Annotated in this window: 17 protein-coding genes; 4 read left to right on the top strand and 13 right to left on the bottom strand. The window is 55.1% G+C overall.

The annotated features are described in order from the left end of the window. Window positions 1–248, bottom strand: a 248-nt coding sequence (locus HQL52_17080) for a DUF2442 domain-containing protein (protein ID MBF0371165.1), incomplete at its 3' end; no start/stop codon positions are given. 59 nt (window positions 249–307) lie between these two features. Beyond that, window positions 308–814, bottom strand: a complete 507-nt coding sequence (locus HQL52_17075) for a DUF2059 domain-containing protein (GenBank protein ID MBF0371164.1) — start codon at window positions 812–814, stop codon at window positions 308–310. Between the two features lie 41 nt (window positions 815–855). Between HQL52_17075 and HQL52_17070 the strand changes: the two genes are divergently transcribed. Continuing rightward, window positions 856–1,107, top strand: coding sequence for a hypothetical protein (locus HQL52_17070; protein ID MBF0371163.1), 252 nt, complete (start codon window positions 856–858; stop codon window positions 1,105–1,107). A gap of 52 nt (window positions 1,108–1,159) precedes the next feature. Here HQL52_17070 and HQL52_17065 read toward each other — a convergent pair whose 3' ends face one another. From HQL52_17065 to hrcA, 8 genes are all read right to left on the bottom strand, one after another. After that, a complete protein-coding gene (locus HQL52_17065) occupies window positions 1,160–1,522 on the bottom strand; it encodes a type II toxin-antitoxin system Phd/YefM family antitoxin (protein ID MBF0371162.1) in 363 nt (120 codons plus the stop codon). Between the two features lie 291 nt (window positions 1,523–1,813). Next, window positions 1,814–2,551 carry an orotidine-5'-phosphate decarboxylase gene (pyrF, locus tag HQL52_17060; GenBank protein MBF0371161.1) on the bottom strand — a complete coding sequence of 246 codons (738 nt, stop codon included), beginning with the start codon at window positions 2,549–2,551 and terminating at the stop codon, window positions 1,814–1,816. Next, a complete protein-coding gene (locus tag HQL52_17055) occupies window positions 2,548–2,892 on the bottom strand; it encodes a hypothetical protein (GenBank protein MBF0371160.1) in 345 nt (114 codons plus the stop codon). The genes pyrF and HQL52_17055 overlap by 4 nt, the downstream gene beginning before the upstream one ends. A 45-nt stretch (window positions 2,893–2,937) precedes the next feature. Further along, window positions 2,938–3,783, bottom strand: a complete 846-nt coding sequence (gene dapB / locus HQL52_17050; GenBank protein ID MBF0371159.1) for a 4-hydroxy-tetrahydrodipicolinate reductase — start codon at window positions 3,781–3,783, stop codon at window positions 2,938–2,940. An 87-nt stretch (window positions 3,784–3,870) separates the two neighbouring features. Further along, complete coding sequence (gene dnaJ, locus HQL52_17045) at window positions 3,871–5,034, bottom strand: molecular chaperone DnaJ (GenBank protein MBF0371158.1); 1,164 nt, start codon at window positions 5,032–5,034, stop codon at window positions 3,871–3,873. A 28-nt stretch (window positions 5,035–5,062) separates the two neighbouring features. Then, window positions 5,063–7,042, bottom strand: a complete 1,980-nt coding sequence (gene dnaK / locus HQL52_17040) for a molecular chaperone DnaK (GenBank protein MBF0371157.1) — start codon at window positions 7,040–7,042, stop codon at window positions 5,063–5,065. Between the two features lie 328 nt (window positions 7,043–7,370). Further along, window positions 7,371–8,111 carry a nucleotide exchange factor GrpE gene (grpE, locus tag HQL52_17035; GenBank protein MBF0371156.1) on the bottom strand — a complete coding sequence of 247 codons (741 nt, stop codon included), beginning with the start codon at window positions 8,109–8,111 and terminating at the stop codon, window positions 7,371–7,373. Window positions 8,112–8,129: 18 nt separating this feature from the next. Continuing rightward, window positions 8,130–9,194 carry a heat-inducible transcription repressor HrcA gene (gene hrcA / locus HQL52_17030; protein MBF0371155.1) on the bottom strand — a complete coding sequence of 355 codons (1,065 nt, stop codon included), beginning with the start codon at window positions 9,192–9,194 and terminating at the stop codon, window positions 8,130–8,132. Between the two features lie 486 nt (window positions 9,195–9,680). On the opposite strand from hrcA, the gene HQL52_17025 reads away from it, so the two are divergent. After that, window positions 9,681–10,100: a nitrogen fixation protein gene (locus HQL52_17025; protein MBF0371154.1), complete on the top strand. Its 420-nt coding sequence runs from the start codon at window positions 9,681–9,683 to the stop codon at window positions 10,098–10,100. A gap of 326 nt (window positions 10,101–10,426) precedes the next feature. Here the strand turns inward: HQL52_17025 and HQL52_17020 are convergent, their stop codons facing one another. The 3 genes from HQL52_17020 to HQL52_17010 all read right to left on the bottom strand — a co-directional run bounded on the left by HQL52_17020 (window position 10,427) and on the right by HQL52_17010 (window position 15,782). Then, entirely contained in the window at window positions 10,427–11,227 is an 801-nt protein-coding gene (locus HQL52_17020; GenBank protein MBF0371153.1) for a DUF928 domain-containing protein, read from the bottom strand. Window positions 11,228–11,381: 154 nt separating this feature from the next. Further along, a complete protein-coding gene (locus HQL52_17015) occupies window positions 11,382–13,334 on the bottom strand; it encodes an adenylate/guanylate cyclase domain-containing protein (protein ID MBF0371152.1) in 1,953 nt (650 codons plus the stop codon). A gap of 33 nt (window positions 13,335–13,367) precedes the next feature. Beyond that, window positions 13,368–15,782: a CHAT domain-containing protein gene (locus HQL52_17010; GenBank protein MBF0371151.1), complete on the bottom strand. Its 2,415-nt coding sequence runs from the start codon at window positions 15,780–15,782 to the stop codon at window positions 13,368–13,370. A 147-nt stretch (window positions 15,783–15,929) separates the two neighbouring features. Here HQL52_17010 and HQL52_17005 point away from each other — a divergent pair, with 147 nt between their 5' ends. Together HQL52_17005 and HQL52_17000 are read left to right on the top strand one after the other, a co-directional pair. Then, window positions 15,930–17,786, top strand: a complete 1,857-nt coding sequence (locus HQL52_17005) for a ShlB/FhaC/HecB family hemolysin secretion/activation protein (GenBank protein MBF0371150.1) — start codon at window positions 15,930–15,932, stop codon at window positions 17,784–17,786. Between the two features lie 172 nt (window positions 17,787–17,958). Further along, window positions 17,959–18,121, top strand: a 163-nt coding sequence (locus tag HQL52_17000) for a hypothetical protein (GenBank protein MBF0371149.1), incomplete at its 3' end; no start/stop codon positions are given.

Raw genomic sequence — 18,121 nt, 5'->3', positions numbered from 1 at the left:
CGGAATGTCTCAGCGGCATAGCTTAGAACCGATGGATTTCCAGGCTTCTTCCGCTGACTTTGACGAGTCCCTGGGCTTTCAATAGAGATATCCGCATCCATCTCTTTCCAATGGATGCGAGCACCATTACCGATAAATCGCCACTCCAAACAACTCATCCATGGTGGATCTTGAAACCAAGTCAACGGGATAGCCATCTCCCAGCCATCTACTAGAACCACGTAAAACACATCTTTTGTCGTTTGCATCCTCTGCCAGCCAGGAGGCTGCAATCAATCGCCAAAGTGTTTGCAAAAACAGCCGTACATTATTTGTTGAGATAACCTTCCTTTTTCATGCGGATCTTAAGGCGTTGATTGATTGATGGCATTATTTCCTTGCTCCACGTTCGCCCGATGGCAATGCCTTCCTGTGTCAATACAGGCAATGCTTTTATGACCTTTTTTCCAGTATCCGTATTATAGAAAGAAATCATTTCATTCAGTTCTTTTTCAGTGAAATATTTGTGATAAACAGGAATGAATCGACTGATCAGGCCTGATTCGCCCTCCATGTTAGACTCGAAGGCTGCCCTTACCTCCTCCCACATGATGTCAAAGGCCCTGTCTGGGATTTTTGGATATTGTTTTTTCATCATAGGCTGTAGGTTTTTGTTGACTGCATCTGCAAATTGCAAGCCTATTTTATTGGCTCCAGTTAGATAAATAAGATGTTTTATTGCGTTTTTTTTGCTTTCTGTTAAAGGCTCTCCTGACCAAGCCTGAGGTGTTGCTGCAAATAAAAACAGAACTGAAAGCAAGAGCTGTTTTTTCACTGTAATATCTCCTGATTATTAATCATGGGAAATGAGAATACATGGCCTATTTTTCCGCCATATTAAATGATTTTTATCTGTGTTGGAAGTGGTCTCTTGCATCGCTCATCATTTTTGGGGTGATCGACGATAGCGAGAATCTGATAGTGGTCTTCTTGAATGCGAAAATAGAAGCGCCATCGTTGATTGATGCGCCCTTGCCAGAGATCTGGCGGGGAAAGCGTTTGGCTTTGAGGGAGGGGTGTCGGAGATTTGTTTGCAATCATTTGAACTGTTTGTCTGCTGCTATCTGAAGCGGGGGGAAATTTTGTGTGCTGTTTTCCGCTTTTGCCACAAAATGGATGATCAGGATCTGTTTTTGAGTTGATCCAGATGAGTCTGAAGCGCCTCTTCTGTGGCCAAAGGAGGAGAGAGATAGCCTGCTTCAGCTTCGTTCACAGCTTCCCGGAGTTCAGCCATTAATTCCAAGCTCTGGTTGATGGTTTGCCCAGCCTGATATTGGTCCATGGATCTGGACAGGTGCTCCCGGTTGGCTTCGGTTCCCAGCAAGTGCAGCGCCTCCATCAGACCGTCATAATCCATCTTCGACATCACCACCACATCGCCACCGTTGGGGCGGGTGATGACAGCGGTGTCCGCATCATCCACTATCCGGTCCAAAATGGATTTCAGATTTTTTCTGGCATCTGAGTATGAAATCACTTGCATGTCACAGCTCCAATATAGCCTGTGCTTCGGTGGATCTGCTGAGGGATTAGACACAGCTGATAGTCGAATGTTGGACAATATCAGCCCTTGCTTGGGCTGCGATATCCCATCCCTGACGCTTCATTGATGAAAGTGTACCATCCGTTGGACGATTTGGGTGAAGAAATATATGTTAAATGGGGACGGTATATTTGATGGCTAAGAAAGACCAGCCCTGGGAATAAGCTTGGCTGGTCTTTTGATATGAAATCAGTGCGTTGGGTATGGATGCAGAGGGGGAGGGGGGATGGTTTAGGTTTGGGGAAAGAGAGCTTGGATTTTGTTCTGGATATCTTCCGCAGCCACTCTTGGATCCGGGGCGTTTTTGATGGGGCGGCCTACCACGATATAATCCGCGCCATCCTGAAAAGCCCGCTCCACCGTCACCACCCGCTTTTGATCGTCGCTGGGGCGGTTTTCCACCGGGCGGATGCCAGGGGTGACGATGAGCAGTTTTTCACCCAGCTTGGAGCGCAACCTGGCCGCTTCCAGTCCCGATGAAACCACCCCATCACACCCCACCTCCAGAGCGCGCCTGGCCCGGGAAAGCACCAGATCCGCCACATCACACTGAAACCCCAGATCATCCAAATCCCCCCGATCCAGGCTGGTCAGAGCGGTCACCGCCAAAATTTTCAGATCTCCCTTATCCTCAGCAGCAGCCCGCAAAATGCCGTCGTTGCCGTGGACCGTGAGGAACGATACCCCACGCCCCCGCAAGCGCCGCACCGCACGCCGGACAGTTTCCGGGACATCAAAAAGCTTGAGATCACAAAAAACCTTTTTCCCCCGGTCGAGGAAACCATCCACCAGCCGAAAATAATCCCCCGATAGAAACAGCTCCAACCCCAGCTTGTAGACCTCCACCGAATCCCCCAGCTGATCGGCCATCTTAAGGGCGGTATCGGCGTCGGGGACGTCCATGGCAAAGATGAGACGTTCCCGGGGGGAGATGTTTTTGCCGGAGAGAAAGCTGGATGGATCGCTCAACCTTCAGACTCCCCAGCCTCTTCCTCCTCTTCTTCTTCCATTTCAATGCCATCCACCGTCCGGCCCAAAAAGTTTTGCAGCTTGCGGTCGTTGCCAAACAGCCCTTCATCGGCTTTCAGGGCTTCTTCCAGGCTCCCCGTAAAGGCTTCCCGGGTGTAGTGGAGGGGCTCATCCTCTTCGATCACGCTCTCCAGGATGTAGATCTCCTCTTCATCATAAAACCAATCCTCGACATTAAACTTGTTCGGCTCCTCCAGCTTGGTGAGAATCGCTTCCTTGTTGCCGAATTCCAGGGTGACGGTCTGTCCGATTTTGATTTTGGCGACTTCGATGCTTTCCACGATCTCTCCTTCTTCATCCGTTTCGGTTGATGCCCGAAAATACAATCAATAGACGATGTTGGGTTTCATCGACGAGGTTTTCTGGCGAAATCCCAGAATATCCTGCATGTCGAACAAACCAGGCCCCCGGCCCAGTACCCATTGTGCCGCCCGCACCGCCCCTTTGGCAAAGGTCATGCGGCTTGAGGCCTTGTGGGTGATCTCCAACCGCTCCCCTTCTCCCGCAAAAAGAGCCGTATGATCCCCGACGATATCCCCACCCCGTATGGTGGAAAAGCCGATGGTGCGTCTGTTACGGGTGCCGGTGACCCCCTCACGACCATAGATCGCCACCTCTCCCAAATTTCGATGCACCGCATCAGCGATGGCTTTTCCCAGCCCCAAAGCCGTGCCGGAAGGGGCGTCCACCTTGTGGCGATGATGGGCTTCGATGATTTCGATATCAAAATCACGCCCAATCACATCAGCCACTTCCGCAGCCACTTTAAACATCAGGTTGACCCCAATGCTATAGTTGGGAGCCATCACGATAGGCATCCGCTCGGCGACCGCTGAAATCTTTTCCAGGTCGGCATTATTGAAACCAGTGGTGCCGATCACCATGGGAGTACCGGACTTGCGGGCCAGCTCCAAGTGGCTCAGGGTCGCCTTGGGGAGGGTAAAATCGATGACCACCTGGGAGGAATCAAAGGTCATCATGGCGTTTTTTTGAATCGGCACCCCAGTGGTGGCAATCCCTGCCACCTCACCGGCATCCCGGCCAATGTGCTCCGAATCGGGATGCTCGGAAGCACTCACCAGACGACATCCCGGGCTGGCTGACACAGCCTCAACCAACATACGACCCATTCGACCACCGGCCCCAACGATGCCAATTTCAATTTCCGACATGATTGCTCACTTCCTTGTCAAAGAATGGATCGGGCCTGAAGCCCCCCAGAATGGGTGGGATACTTGCAGGCCCGGAGAAAGGGTGCGTCAGGAGATGGTCTTGTCCAGAAAATCTTTGACCTTATCCAGGAAAGAGAAGGAATCCGGCTGGCACTCCTCCCCGGAACAGCGGGCAAACTCTTCCAGCAGCTGTCGCTGTTTTTTGTTGAGCTTAACCGGTGTCTCCACGCGTAGCTCCACCACCAGATCTCCAAAAACACCGGGACGGTTGAGCAATGGCAGTCCCTTGCCCCGCAATACCATGCGTTTACCGGTCTGACATCCCGGCGGCAAGGTCAGGCGGGCACGACCACTGAGGGTGGGGACTTCCAGCTTGCCCCCCAAAGCCGCCTGGGGAAAAGTGATAGGCACCTGACAGAGAAGGTTGGATTCGTAGCGCTCGAAAATGGTGTGGGGGGCCACCTCAATAACGATATAGAGATCGCCGGTGGGGGAGCCATGAAGCCCGGCCCCGCCCTCGCCACTTAAACGAATCCGGGTACCGGTTTCGACACCCGGAGGAATCTTGACCGTGAGTGTCTTTTCAGAACGCTTGCGCCCTTGCCCCTGACAGCTGGTACAGGGGTTGCGAATAATCCGCCCTTGGCCCCGGCAAGCCGGGCAGGGGCGGGAGATGGAAAAGAAACCCTGCTGGGTGCGAACCTGGCCCGCCCCCCCGCAGGTGGTACAGTTTTCAGGGCCGGAACCAGGCCGGGCACCACTCCCTCGGCAAGAGTCGCAGAGGATGATCGTGGGCAGCCGAATACGCTCCTCACTGCCCCGCATGACGGTATCCAGAGGCACAGTGAGGTCGTAGCGGATATCTTCGCCCCGGGCACGTCCACCCCGTCCCCGTGGTGAGCCACCCCCTCCAGCACCTCCTCGGCCACCTCCGAAAATATCTCCGAAAAATTCTTCGAAAATATCCCCGAAGCCGCCGCCATATTGGGAAGGATCTCCGGAAAAGCCACCCGGACCCCCCTGACCCAGTCCAGCATGGCCGAATTGGTCGTAGATAGCCCGTTTTTTGGGGTCTTTCAATACTTCGTAGGCAGAGTTGACCTCTTTAAAACGGGCTTCGGCACTCTTGTTTCCGGGGTTTCGATCCGGATGGAGTTCCATAGCCAGCTTGCGATAGGCCTTTTTGATATCGGCATCGCCGCTCTCCCGGGTAACTCCGAGGGTTTCGTAATAGTCCTTGGGGCTTGACAAAGCTTGCTATCCTTCCAGGTGATCCCTGTTATTTTTTCTCTTCCTTGACCTCTTCATATTCCGCTTCCACCACATCTTCATCCTGGTTCGGGGCAGCGCCAGGAGGGGGCTCGCCGGGCTGTCCACCAGGTCCGCCGGGGCCGCCAAATCCTTCAGGCCCACCCGGTCCACCCGTTCCACAACCGGGTCCACCGGGTTGTTCGCCGCTCTCCTTATAGATCATCTCCCCCAGCTTCATGGAGGCTTCCATCAACGCCTGGGTCTTGGTGGTGATGAGTTCGGCATCCTCCTGCTCCAGGGCGCTTTTCAGCTCGGCGATGGCGGCTTCGATGCTGCTCTTGGTCTCATCGTCCAGCTTTTCCCCATGTTCCTTCATCGATTTTTCCGTGGTGTAGACCAGGGAATCACCGTGGTTGCGGGCATCGATCAGCTTGCGCTTTTTGGCATCCTCTTCAGCGTGAGCATCGGCCTCCCGCACCATGGCTTCGATTTCGGCATCGCTCAAGCCACCAGAGGCTTGAATCTGGATCGACTGCTCCTTGCCAGTCCCCTTGTCCTTGGCGGAAACGTGGACCATGCCGTTGGCGTCGATGTCGAAGGTGACTTCGATTTGGGGCATACCCCGGGGTGCTGGGGGAAGACCCACCAGGTCGAACTGGCCCAGAAGTTTATTGTCGGAAAACATTTCCCGCTCACCCTGGGAAACCCGGATGGTGACCGCTGATTGATTGTCGGCAGCGGTGGAAAAAATTTGGGATTTTTTCGAAGGAACAGTGGTGTTCTTTTCGATCAGCTTGGTGAAAACACCTCCCAGGGTTTCGATGCCCAGGGAAAGTGGGGTCACATCCAGCAGCAAAACATCCTTCACGTCCCCTTTGAGCACCCCGCCCTGAATCGCAGCACCGATGGCCACCACTTCGTCGGGGTTGACCCCACGGTGGGGCTCCTTGCCAAAAAATTCGCTCACCACCTGCTGTACTTTGGGCATACGGGTCATGCCGCCCACCAACACCACTTCGTCAATCTCTCGGGAGCTGACACCGGCATCTCGCAATGCTGTGGCACAGGGTTCCAGGGTGCGTTGTACCAGGTTGTCTACCAGGGATTCGAGCTTGGCCCGGCTCAAGTTGACGTTCAGATGTTTCGGGCCGGAAGCATCGGCGGTGATGAAGGGCAGGTTGACATCGGTCTGGGTGGAGTTGGAAAGCTCGATCTTGGCTTTTTCTCCCGCCTCTTTCAGGCGTTGCAGAGCCATGTTGTCCTTACGCAGATCGATACCGTTCTCTTTAATAAACTCTTCAGCCAGATAGTCGATGATGGTTTTGTCGAAATCTTCCCCACCCAGGAAGGTGTCACCGTTGGTGGATTTGACTTCGAACACCCCATCGCCGATTTCCAGGATGGAAATGTCGAAGGTGCCGCCACCCAGATCGTAAACCGCGATGGTCTGGCCATCCTTCTTGTCCAGTCCATAGGCCAGGGCCGCTGCAGTAGGCTCGTTGATGATGCGCAGGACGTTCAACCCGGAGATCCGACCCGCATCCTTGGTGGCTTGGCGCTGGGCGTCGTTAAAATAGGCTGGGACCGTCACCACGGCATCGGTGACCTTCTCTCCCAGATAGTCCTCAGCGGTCTGCCGCATTTTTTGCAAAATCATGGCAGAGGCTTCGGAGGGGCTGATGTTTTTATCCCCCGTATTGACCCAGGCGTCGCCGTTGTCCGCCTTGACGATCTCATAGGAGACCAGGTCCATATCCTGACGGGTGGTGGGGTCGTCGTAGCGACGGCCAATCAGGCGCTTGATGGCGGAAATGGTGCGTTCAGGGTTGGTGACTGCCTGACGTTTGGCCGCTTGCCCCACCAGACGTTCGCCGCTGGTGGAAAAAGCCAACATGGAGGGGGTCGTCCGGCTACCCTCGCTGTTTTCGATCACTTTAGGATCTCCACCTTCCATGATAGCCACACAGGAGTTGGTGGTCCCCAAGTCGATACCGATCACTTTGCTCATCTCAAACGATCCCTTTCCTGCCGTATTTTACAAAATTCCAAGGAGTTCTCAGACTCTCGACATGGGGTTCATGCCAGAGTGGGTATTTAGGTGTTGCCTTAGATATGGAAACGGTTCCGGTTTATGTCAAGACCAGCCCGCCATTTTTTCGTCCTTCAGCCGTTATTTTCGCCGTATTGGGATTTTTTATTTAGTGGTTGCCGGCGTTTTTTTTCAGGCTCCCTGTTGATCTTTGTGGTTGCATTGCCCTGTTTTCAACCATCACCGGCTCTATTTGCATCCATCACCGGTTTCAATCGAGGGGGGATGACTGTTTTTATTGCAGGCTTCAGCCCCCTTTGGCAACCCCGACCATGGCAGGGCGCAAGAGACGTTCGTTGAGGAGGTATCCCGCCTGCATCTCCTGAACCACCGTTCCGGGTTTGGCATCCTCATCCTCCACCTGGATTACCGCCTGATGCAGGTGGGGATCAAAGGGGGAGTGCATGGATTCGATGCGGGTGATGCCGTGGTTACCCATGACCCGGTTGAGTTCACTTTGAATCATCACGACGCCCTGGACGATGTTTTTGAGATTGTCGTCATCGCTTTCCGGGATGGCGGTCAGTGCCCGTTCCATGTTGTCGGCCACGCTCAAGAGATCTTTGGAAAACCCTTCGACGGCAAATTTTCGGGCCTGCTGGATCTCCCGGGCTGTGCGTTTGCGCAGGTTTTCCATCTCTGCCAGCGTTCGCAGATAGAGATGGTGCTTTTCCTCTTTTTCGTCGAGGGCTTCCTGAAGTTGGATTCGCAAGGTCTGTGATTCCGCATCCCCCAGATCTCCCCCCACAGGGCAGGTTTCACCATCGGCATCTTCTTCAGTCGGGTGCTCCTCGGCCTCTGTCTGGGAGGCTTCTGCATCGACATTGGGATCGGTGGTTTCTTCAACGCCTGCTTCCGGTTGTTCTTCCGCTGCCATGTCGGCACCCCCTGTGGCGGTTTGGGCCGATACTTCCTCCTGGCTCTCATTGGTACCAGGTGCGGCCTCTTCCCGGCTGGGAGCCGGATTGGGTTGGTCGTTGTCGGTCATGAGAAGTTACGGATCTCCTTATTCATTGTGATCCCTTACAGGCTTTTTTCCGGTGGAAGCCGGTGCCTTGGGGGAGAGCAGCCCGGAGAGGGCTCTTGCGGTAAAATCCACCAGGGGAATGACCTGGGCATAATCCAGACGGGTGGGTCCCAGCACACCCAAGGTGCCCAACAGACGGCTTTCGGGGCCCAAAAACTTGGCTGCGACCACAGAGCATCCCCGAGCCGGTCCCAGGTGGGACTCGGAACCTATGAAAAGTTGCACGCCATCCGCGTGGAGGCAATGGTCCAGGAGTTCCACCAGTTTCTTTTTTTCATCAAGCATTTCCAGAATGCCACGAATTTCAGTGGTGTCGTCCCATTCAGGCACGCCAAAAAGATTGGAGCGGCCATTGATGATCAGGTGGCCACCACGCACCGAAGCGGTACGAACGGTGGTAAGCAGGCGGTGGCAGAGTTCCCGATAGCGGCGTTCGCCCCGGGCCACTTCCTGTTCCAGGCGGTCTTTGACCTGGTTAAGGTTTAACCCTTCCAGGCGGCGGCTCAAGGCATCACCGAAGCCGTCCAGTTCCCGACGGGAGTAGGCTGTTTCTGTCAGAAATATACGATGTTGCACCTGTCCGGAGCAGGAAGCCAGGATCGCCAGCACCCGGTTTTCAGAAAGCTCGACAAACTGGATGCGATCCAGCTGGGCTTCATCCAGGCTGGGAGGGCGTACCAGGCAGGTGTAGGGGATGAGGGAAGCCATGGCCTGACAGGCGGAGTCGAGGGTGGCACCCAGATCATCACCACCGGTTTCACACGCCTTGAGGATTTGTTCCATCTCCCGGTCGGTCAAGTGGGCCTCGTTGAGTCCATCCACATAGGCTCTGAAGCCTTGGTCCGTGGGAATGCGACCGGCGGAGCGGTGGGGTTGGGTGAGTAGCCCCAGGCTTTCCAGTTCCGACATGGCATTGCGGATGGTGGCCGGTGAAACCGACAGGGTGGAGCGCTCACTCACCGTTTGGGAACCCACGGGGGCTCCATTATCGATATGGGACTGGACGACCAGCCTGAGAATTTCGGTTTGGCGTTGGGTGAGCATTGTGCAAACGAGGCCGGCGGTTGGCGTTCCCAAGTCTTGTGGCGGGAAATCGGTCGAAAGATAACAATGCCCATCGACTCTGTCAACGCGGTTCACGCCTGCTAAGTGGGCCACGATCTATTTCAGCGACATCCGGCCTCCTTCTTGTTGCAGGCCATCGATTTGACCGAATGATTTGTTCCAGCCGCCATTGATATCCACCATTTTGATGACAGGGGCCCAAAAAATGTCATTTTCACTCCATTTGCAGGGGATGAAATGGGAACAAAAGCACCTCTGCCACTGCCAAAAAGAAGAGGAAGGAGTGGACACAGGGAAAAGTCTGGAGGAGGGGGGCGGAAGCTGGTTTGTTCCTTTGGGTTTCAGTGAGGGGGAGGCGGTCCCGGGGTATGTGCGTAGGCCCAACTGCCGGATTTGGGATGATGCAGCAGGGGTATGGGGCCCCTTGAAAGTGGTTTTGTCATCTGTCGTTGGAGGGTCAAGGTTATGAACATTGCCATTGCATGTCAGGACAAGGAGCTGGTATCCGGAGCTTTGGAAAAGTGTCTCAACTTTTGGGTGTTTGAGATCGTCGATGGGGAGATTCACAACAAACACCTGCTGTCACTCTCCGAGGATCAGGCCTTGGAGGGGTTTGACCTGAAAAACAAAGTACATCCCCTGGATGGGGTGCAGGTGTTGATCGCCATGCAAATGGACAAGCCTCTGGAGCGTCAGCTCAAAAAAGATCGGATCATTCCCTTTGTAACCAACGAAAGGGATCCGGACGAAGCAGCCCGCCATTTTCTCGATGGCCATCTGCCGGTGGAGTCCGCCGGCCATCACAAACATCATCATTTCAAGGAGTTGGGCAAGAAAAAGGGTTATGTGCCTATGGCAGGAGTGCGTCACATCGAAGGGATCTGAATCGACTGGGGGCGTCCGCCTTTGAAGGGGGGTGGGTCTTTTTCATCTCCGGGGTGAGGGCTGGGTGAGATGGGGTTTTTAAATGAAAGGGAGGTGGGGCTTGTTTCCCACTTCCCTTTACGCCCCGGTTGTTTCCAGGTCAGCCTGTTAAGGAAGGGGGTGCCAGTATCATCCAGCACGTTTTTTTAATCGTGTTCCAACCATTCCTTCAGTGAGGGTGCCCAAGGTCTGGTCGTTCCAAATTAAAAAGCTCCATCCGTCTTGATTGATGGGGTTCACACGGCTCACCACCATCCTACGCGAAGGCCTCCTGGAAATGGCATCGGTCAGGGATGGATATCCTTGGCTTGGATGATGCGCCGTTGGCTTTCTGGGCGGCGGTGTTTGGAAATTTTTTCCAGCTGCCGATATTTGATCAACTCAGCCGCTGCTGCCTGGGTCAGTCCCGCCTGTTCCAGAAGTTGTGCCCGGAGTTTGCGGAATTTTCGGCTGTCGGGGTTGACGAGGATTTTTTCTGAAAGCTCGGTGATGGCATCATACCAATACCCCTCTCGGGCAAAAATAATGCCATGCTCCCTTTTGTGGGCCTCAGATAAAACCTCCTGCAGCATCTGGCTTTTTTCGACATATTTAACCCCTCCGCCAGAGACGATATCCCCTGAAGGGTGTTCTGGATCGCCCATGATGGTGACTGACCACTGATATTCCACACCGGGTTTCAGGCGGATATTGAACTTGGCCAGGTCAAGACGATAAAAACCCGCACGGTCCATGGTCATGGTGGTGGCCAGAATCGGATCGATGGCCAGGGGGTTGTCATCCAGGAGAATGATTTCCATTTCGGCCCGGCTGGGCTTGGAGATAAACCAGTAGAGGCTCGGCTGGGGTTGGGAGGTGTATCCTGTGTGTTCCGGTACCAGGGCTTCCAGGTTCGGCAAGTCTTGATTGACCCCCCGTACCCCCCCGCCTACCCGGCTGGAGGGTGCTCCCCGAACAGGGGGGCGATAGACGATCAGAGCTGTGCGTTCTCCCCGGCTTTTGTCTTTTGCTGTCGCGACGGGTTGCCAGGAAAAACAGCCTAGGAAAGTGGCTACAGCCACCATGACAGCCATCCACGGATGGTTCATTATCAATGGCCTCCTGAGGGGAATTGATGGGCTGTTTGGATTGTTTGGATAGGGGGATCCGGTTTTTATATCAATGAACATGTTGTTTCTTGAGGTAGCGCTTAAATTGGATTACTGAAATATTCTTGTCTTGCTTAAGATGGTTGGTGCTGGGTTACGAACCAGTCACCCGATATATTGTAATCCGTTTATCTTTCCCTTTCAACAAAACAGTGTCGACCAATTCTTTTTGAAATCGATCCCCCAGACGGGCGTGGGTGGTCTCACCGATTAAAATGCGACACACCTCGGGCTCCGGAGGGGGAGAGGCGTCCGGGAGGGCGGGTTTATAGCTTTCCAGCCGCGCTGCGGTATTGACGGTATCGCCGATGACCGTAAAATTCATCCGCTGGGTAGAGCCCAATCCCCCGGCCACCAGAGGACCGGTAAAAATGCCTACCCGCATGGCCATGGGGGGCTTGCCCTCTTTTTTCCATCTTTGGTTCAGCGCTTCCAACCCCTGCCCCATAGCCAGAGCACAGGAGACCGCCTGAATGGCATCCTGGTCGATCTCCTCTTCACTTTCCCGGGCTATGGGCACTCCAAACACCGCCATGATGGCATCACCGATAAATTTATCCACCACCCCCCCATGGTGGGTGACGGCGTTGGCCATGACATCCATATATTCGTTCAGCCAATCCATGAGCAGTTCCGGATCCATTCCTTCCGAGATCGGTGTGAAGGCGACCAGGTCGGTAAAAAGAACCGTGGCGGTGAGTCGTTTGGGTCGGGGTCTGCCCTGGGCCAGGACCTCTTCGCGGTTTTGCCAGATTTCTTCAGCCACTTCCGGGGAGACGGCGGAGGAGAAGAGCTGCATGACGGTATTGCGTTGGAGGCGTTCCTGGTGGGAAAGGTGGGCGGTGATGAGGATAAGCGTGGCCTGAAAACCCAACAGCGGTGGAAAAAAGGGCAGCCACAGCCCCTGTTCCAGAAACCAGACGCATAGGATCCCGATGATCAGGCTGCCCCCAGTCACCGACAGAGCCAGGCGAAGGGTGGTTCTGCCTCCTCTTCCAGCCCAGAGACCGGCCAGCCCGCCAATCAGGGACCAGAACCAGATCCAACCCCCTTCCAGGGGATCGGAGAGGGATTGAATCAATCCTTTCCCATCCAGGGCCATCTCCAGAAGTTGAGAAACGGCGTAGGCGTGGATGGAAAAGCCGAAGACAAAGGGCTGATCGGTCACTCCCCCCCAGTTGACGGGGGTGGAAAACTGGTCTTTGACGCTGTCAGCGGCGGCACCAAAAATAATGATTTTATCGGTCAGGGTTCCCGGGGGGATGGTTCCATCCAGAAGATCCCTCAGAGAGTGCTCCCCAAAGGGAGCTGGGGCACCGGGATAGTTGAATAAAAATTGATAGCCCCGGGTGTCTGCTTCGACATAGCCACCATCATTTGATTCCAGGGGGGGGATGGTGGTCTGGCCAAGCCCGGCGTGCTGGGGGTTACCTTCCCCTGGTTCCAGGCCAATGCCGGAGGGGGCCAGGTATCCCAGAGCGAGCCGTAGGGCAAAGGAGAGGGAAAAATGGACGCCATCATCCAGAAAAAGCAATCCGCGACGCACCACCCCATCTCCATCCACTACTAAGTCGGAAAAGGCCGCCCGATCACTGCCAACCAGAACGGGGGGAGGGGGAATCTGGCGACCGCTGGCATCCTGAAATTTCATCACGGCGATGATGTTCGGGGTGTCGTCCAGCAGGGTCATCAAACGCTCATGGCCTGGAGGCCTGGGCTGTTCCCGGTAGAGGTCGATCCCCACCATGGCCGGATTTTGGAGTGCTATTTTTTCCAACGCCCGGGCCACAATCTCATCGCTCAGGGGCCAACCCAGGCGGTTGATATCCTCTTCGTCCACCCCGATCAGGTGGATCCTGTCATCCACCGGCTGGGTTTCGAATCGCCAGCGCAGGGTTTGATCAAAAGCACCAAGCTCCCAATATTGCAGGCTCCCCGATGTTCGTGCCAACCACAGAAGCAGGAAAACCACGCCACTGATCAGCAGGCAGATACCGACGGGTTGGAGACGTTTTTTCCAGTGCTGTATGGGGGTGTCGGTCGCCATCTCTATCCAGGTTGTCTCACAGGGGCTGGGGGATCAAAGCCAATTGCCGATCAGCAGAAAGGGGGACCAGTAGCCGGGATGTTGGTAGCGTTTATCCTGGATAATGATCTGCTGGGCCTGGCGCAGGGCTTGGGCCTTGGAAATGTTCGGATCCTGGAGCTGATGATAAAATTCGGTCACCAGTTGGGAGGAGGCTTGGTCGTTGATGAACCAAAGGGTGGCCAAGGCGCTGCGAGCACCAGCCTTGATGGCGACTCCAGCCAGGCCCAATGCCGCCCGATCATCCCCCGCAGCGGTTTGACAGGCGCTCAAGGTCAGAAGCTCCACCGGTCGATCCCGATAGTGGCCAAGCCCCATGAATTGATCCAGATGGTCCATGCTCAAGCGGCCATCGTAGGCCAGTAGAAAGGTATCTTCCACCTTGCTGCGAAACTGGGCGTGAGAAGCGATATGGACGATATTGTAGGGGGTTTCGTTCAACTCATTGCCGACGCTATCGACTTTGAAGGTTTTGTTTTGCAGGGTTTTTGCGCCATAAAGTTCTTGAATTTCCTTGAGTTCTCCCTCAACGAAGGGCAACGGTGGAAAGCCGTGTACCGCTTCGGTAAGACCATTTAAAAGCACGCTGGAGGCTTCCCGTCGGATCGGTTTGGGATCAGTCAGGGTGAGTCCCGGGGTGGTGGCCATGGCAAACCGTTCCAGTAGGAAGGCCTTGCCGTCGTGGAGGGCGGCGAAGGGAACGGTGCGCAGGGGGCCGTCGGGGACCACTACCAGGGTGGTGATGCCTTCTTCAGTGAGGGTGTCGGAGAGGGGTTTGATGAGCCATTCATAAAGGGCCTGGGCGTGGCGCAGATAGCGTCGGGAGGTGCGCTGCTCCAATCGGCGGCGGAATTGGCGGATCTCCCGGGTGAGTTCAGCTCGACCGACGGGGATGGTATATTGGCGGATGCCATCGTTAAGCCCCAGGAGAATTTCAGTACGCTCTTTGAGTAAAATCGGATAATAGATAGCTGTGTCCTGGCCGATTCCCTCCAGGCCGGTCACCTTGGAGCGGGCCGCAGCGACACAATCGTCCTGAAAATAATCTTCCAGCTCCGCCGCCTTGAGTTGCTCCACAGCGGCTCGGGCTTCCTGAAGCAGCTGCTGTTTTTGTTGCGGTTCGGAAATAATCGAAGATTGTTTCAGGAGCAGATCGGCCAGCTCGAAAAAAACCGGTCCTGCCTCGTTGCGGAAGGAGCCACCAAAACCGCTGAATCCGACGGTGAGATCGTGGCGGATGGCTTGGATGGTTTCCACAGCTCGCCGATAATGGGCGATGGCGGCATTCGGTTTCCCCCGGGCCCGGGCCAAGCGTCCACTCTGCCACTGCCAAAGATAGAGGGATTCGGCAAGGGAGGCTTCCTGGGCGGCGAAAAGGGCGCGTCGGGTGAGGATCTGGGCCTCTTCAATTTGCCCCTCCAGCTCGTAGAGTCGGCCCATGTTGCCCCAGGCCAGGGAGAGGAGGCGTTTATCATTGAAATGTTTGCTCACCCGAAGCGCTTCATCCAGGATGGCTTGTCCCCGGATGGCGAGCCAGGGGGCTCCCCCTTCTGCCCGCAGCTCTCCTAGCAGGCGGCCAATGGTTATCAGCTGAGAGGCCTTTTGATGGCTGTCAGGGCTTTGGTTCAGCAGAATGCCAGCTTCGGTCAGCTTGTTGCCAGCCTCCCCCGAATCGCCATCGGTGGCAGCGGTGCGGGCGGCGTTGATCAAGCCTTTGGTCAGGAGAGGGGTGTTGCCCCGTTTTCTGGAGAGGGCGATGCTCTCTTTATAGGCTTTGCGGGCCGAGCCATTTTCTTTGATGGCCGCCAGGAGGTTGCCGTGGTTGTTCAGGACCACCGCGAGGATCGTGGGGTTTTGAGTGGTACGGGCTATTTCCAGGGCCTTTTCCTGGGTTTTGCGGGCGGCATCCTGAAGCCCTGCTCCCAGATAGGCATCTCCCAGGGCGCTCATCACCAGGGCTGTCTGGGCCGGGGAGCCTGAGGCTTGTATCACTTCCATTCCCCGGCGATAGTGATCAATCGCCTGCTCCAGATGGCCCAATCGCTGATAGGCTTCGGCTATTCGGATCAGGCTCTCTCCCAGTCCCTGGGGGGTTTGTTGTTTATTAAACAGGACAATCCCCTGGTTCCAGCTCTCAATGGCCTTCTGGAAGGCTCCCCGTTGATAATGGGTCAAGCCCTCTTTGAGAAGTGCTCCCCCCGGGCCGCTCAGGGCTTGAGAGGAGGAGGGGGGCAGGAGCGCGTCAGAGTGAGAGGGGGGGGCAGCAGGAGTGGCTGCCAATGCCAGGGAAGCTGAAAATATGAGCAGCAAAAACAGACCAATCCAACCAATATGGCGAGGAGGTGTTATAATGGAGGTTGATTCGTTTTCAAGAAGCTTGTTGTGAAGCTGTCTGTAATTGAAATTCATGATTTCATCCAATAGAACAAAGGGATCAAGTAAAATGAAAAAGTATAAGATATCAGATCTCTGTTGACAACGGGATGTTCAACATCCTATTAAACCCCTTTGCCGACAGCATGCCTAACTGATATTCAAAAATATAATACTGGTCTTATGAATAAGCCTATCATTCAAGCTGAAAAAACGATCTCTATGGCTCGCCTGGAGTCCAGCTGTCAGTTCAGTCGCACAGCTTCCCCTGGGGCTTGGCTGTTGCTGGCGACCCTCTCTTTGGGGGGGGCGGTTATGTCAGGATTTTCCTCTGCCTTGGCCGCTGACGGCGCTGGGAGTGGGGCGGTGGGAGCGCTCTCTGAACGGCCCAGTGAGCGGATGCTTGACAAACCGGCCTACCAAGATGGCGAAGAGGGGGTCGAGATGGTGCTGCCTCCGGTGCCAAGGGATGCCGAATATGATGCCCTGCCTGGCATGGCGGCGCTGTTCGTCATGGAGATCCGCTTTGTCGGCCACACCGCTTTCAGCGATAAAGAGCTTCATGATCTGGTGGTAGAGTTTGAAAATCGTGAAGTGACCTCCGGAGAGCTCCAGGAGATCCGGCACATTTTGACCCGCCACTATATCGACCGGGGATATATCAACTCCGGGGCGCTGTTGCCCAATCAGGATGTCAGCGACGGGGTGATTGAATATCAGATCGTCGAAGGGGCTTTGACCAGCCTCGATATTTCCGGCACCAACTGGCTCACTCCCCAATATCTCGGTGATCGCCTGAAGGTCGGGGCGGGCACCCCTCTCAACATCGACGCTCTGCGCCAGCAGATGCTGATTCTCCAACAATCCCCCCTGATCAAGCGCCTGAACGGTGAGTTGGGGCCGGGGGTGGAGCCTGGAGAGAGCCGCTTACAGCTCAAGGTGGAAGAGGCTCTTCCCCTGCGTTTGGATTTTCGCTTGTCTAACAATCGCTCCCCTGCCATCGGTTCCATCCGGGGGGAGGTGGAGGCGGTCCACTACAGCGCCACCGGTCACGGGGATCAATTCGGCATTCGCTTCGGCTCCACCCGGAGCCAGGAAGATTGGCGGCTTTTTTACGAGCTGCCCATCGGTCCCTGGGACACCAGCTTGCGAATCGACTATCAACACATCGAGTCGGCCCTGATCGATGAGCCTTTTGCCAGCCTCAATGTGCAGAGCGAAATGGAGACCATCGGGCTGGGCGTCAAGCACCCTTTCTATCGCACACCCAATCAGACCTTTGCCATGGAGCTGCGCATGGAGTGGCGGCGCAGCCTCATGAGCGACGATCTGGGGAGTGGGTTTTATGGGGAAACCTATGAATATGAGACCCGTCACGACGGCCTGACCGAGGTTACCGCCCTGCGCTTTATCCAGGATTGGCTGGATCGGGATCAAAACCGGGTGATCGCCGCTCGTTCTACCTTCAGCCGGGGCTTGAAGCCCATGGATAAGATCGTCACCGATCCCGGTAACAGCCTCATCGAGGGAAAACCGGGCTATGACGGAACCTTTTTCAGCTGGCTCGGACAGTTTCAGCTGGCCCAGCGGATAGGGGATTCGGGGCATCAGGCACTTTTTCGCCTGGATGGTCAATTAAGCGACGACCCACTGTTTTCCATGGAAAAATTTTCCATCGGTGGCGGTTCGAGTGTCCGGGGCTATCGGGAAAACGAAATGTTGCGGGATAACGGCTTTACCACTTCCCTGGAATATTCCCTGCCCATCTGGGAGCTGCCCATCTCCGGCCTCAGCCACGAGGGAGAGGGGGCGGTGCGGGCCATTCCCTTTATCGATTTTGGTATGGGCTGGAACAACGACACCGACCAGTGGCCCGATCCCAAACATATTTCCAGTGCCGGTTTGGGGCTGACCTGGCAACCCACCAAAAAAATTCTGGCTGAACTCTATTGGGCTCATCCCTTCCGCAACACCGAACATACCGGTCACGATCTTCAGGATGAGGGGATTCACTTTCAGCTGAGCTGGCAGGCTTATTGATTTGATTCCAAAAGGGAGGTGCCTCTATGTGGTGGCCTTATTGGGACATCCCAACCAGGGAAGCGTGAGGGTGTATATTGTTCCAAGTCATTTCATTGTCAGGCATTTTTTTATGATAATGAAAAATTGTTTTCCGTTTTTCCTTCTATCAGCCTGTCTGTTTTCTGCACCCATGGTAGCTTGGGCCGGATCCGGTGACGGCATCGTTCTCGATGGTTCTCTCAATCCGGAGCAGGTAGGTGTTTTAAATCCGGTAGATGGGGATTATGCCATCACCTCTGATATGGGCTCCCTCTCCGGCAGCAACCTCTTCCACAGCTTTAGCGAGTTCAACC

This window comes from Magnetococcales bacterium, assembly GCA_015232395.1.
In the GTDB taxonomy this organism is placed as follows: Bacteria; Pseudomonadota; Magnetococcia; order Magnetococcales; family JADFZT01; genus JADFZT01.
Note: the sequence above shows the minus strand (reverse complement) of the source record. Positions and strands in the feature narration are given on the sequence as shown.

Bases quoted from the DNA above. Each gene is read 5' to 3' on its own strand.
- HQL52_17070 (MBF0371163.1), top strand. From the start codon at position 856: ATGGCCTATTTTTCCGCCATATTAAATGATTTTTATCTGTGTTGGAAG.
- HQL52_17065 (MBF0371162.1), bottom strand. From the start codon at position 1,522: ATGCAAGTGATTTCATACTCAGATGCCAGAAAAAATCTGAAATCCATT.
- dapB (MBF0371159.1), bottom strand. From the start codon at position 3,783: ATGTCGGAAATTGAAATTGGCATCGTTGGGGCCGGTGGTCGAATGGGT.
- dnaK (MBF0371157.1), bottom strand. From the start codon at position 7,042: ATGAGCAAAGTGATCGGTATCGACTTGGGGACCACCAACTCCTGTGTG.
- grpE (MBF0371156.1), bottom strand. From the start codon at position 8,111: ATGACCGACAACGACCAACCCAATCCGGCTCCCAGCCGGGAAGAGGCC.
- hrcA (MBF0371155.1), bottom strand. From the start codon at position 9,194: ATGCTCACCCAACGCCAAACCGAAATTCTCAGGCTGGTCGTCCAGTCC.
- HQL52_17025 (MBF0371154.1), top strand. From the start codon at position 9,681: ATGAACATTGCCATTGCATGTCAGGACAAGGAGCTGGTATCCGGAGCT.
- HQL52_17020 (MBF0371153.1), bottom strand. From the start codon at position 11,227: ATGAACCATCCGTGGATGGCTGTCATGGTGGCTGTAGCCACTTTCCTA.
- HQL52_17015 (MBF0371152.1), bottom strand. From the start codon at position 13,334: ATGGCGACCGACACCCCCATACAGCACTGGAAAAAACGTCTCCAACCC.
- HQL52_17010 (MBF0371151.1), bottom strand. From the start codon at position 15,782: ATGAATTTCAATTACAGACAGCTTCACAACAAGCTTCTTGAAAACGAA.
- HQL52_17005 (MBF0371150.1), top strand. From the start codon at position 15,930: ATGAATAAGCCTATCATTCAAGCTGAAAAAACGATCTCTATGGCTCGC.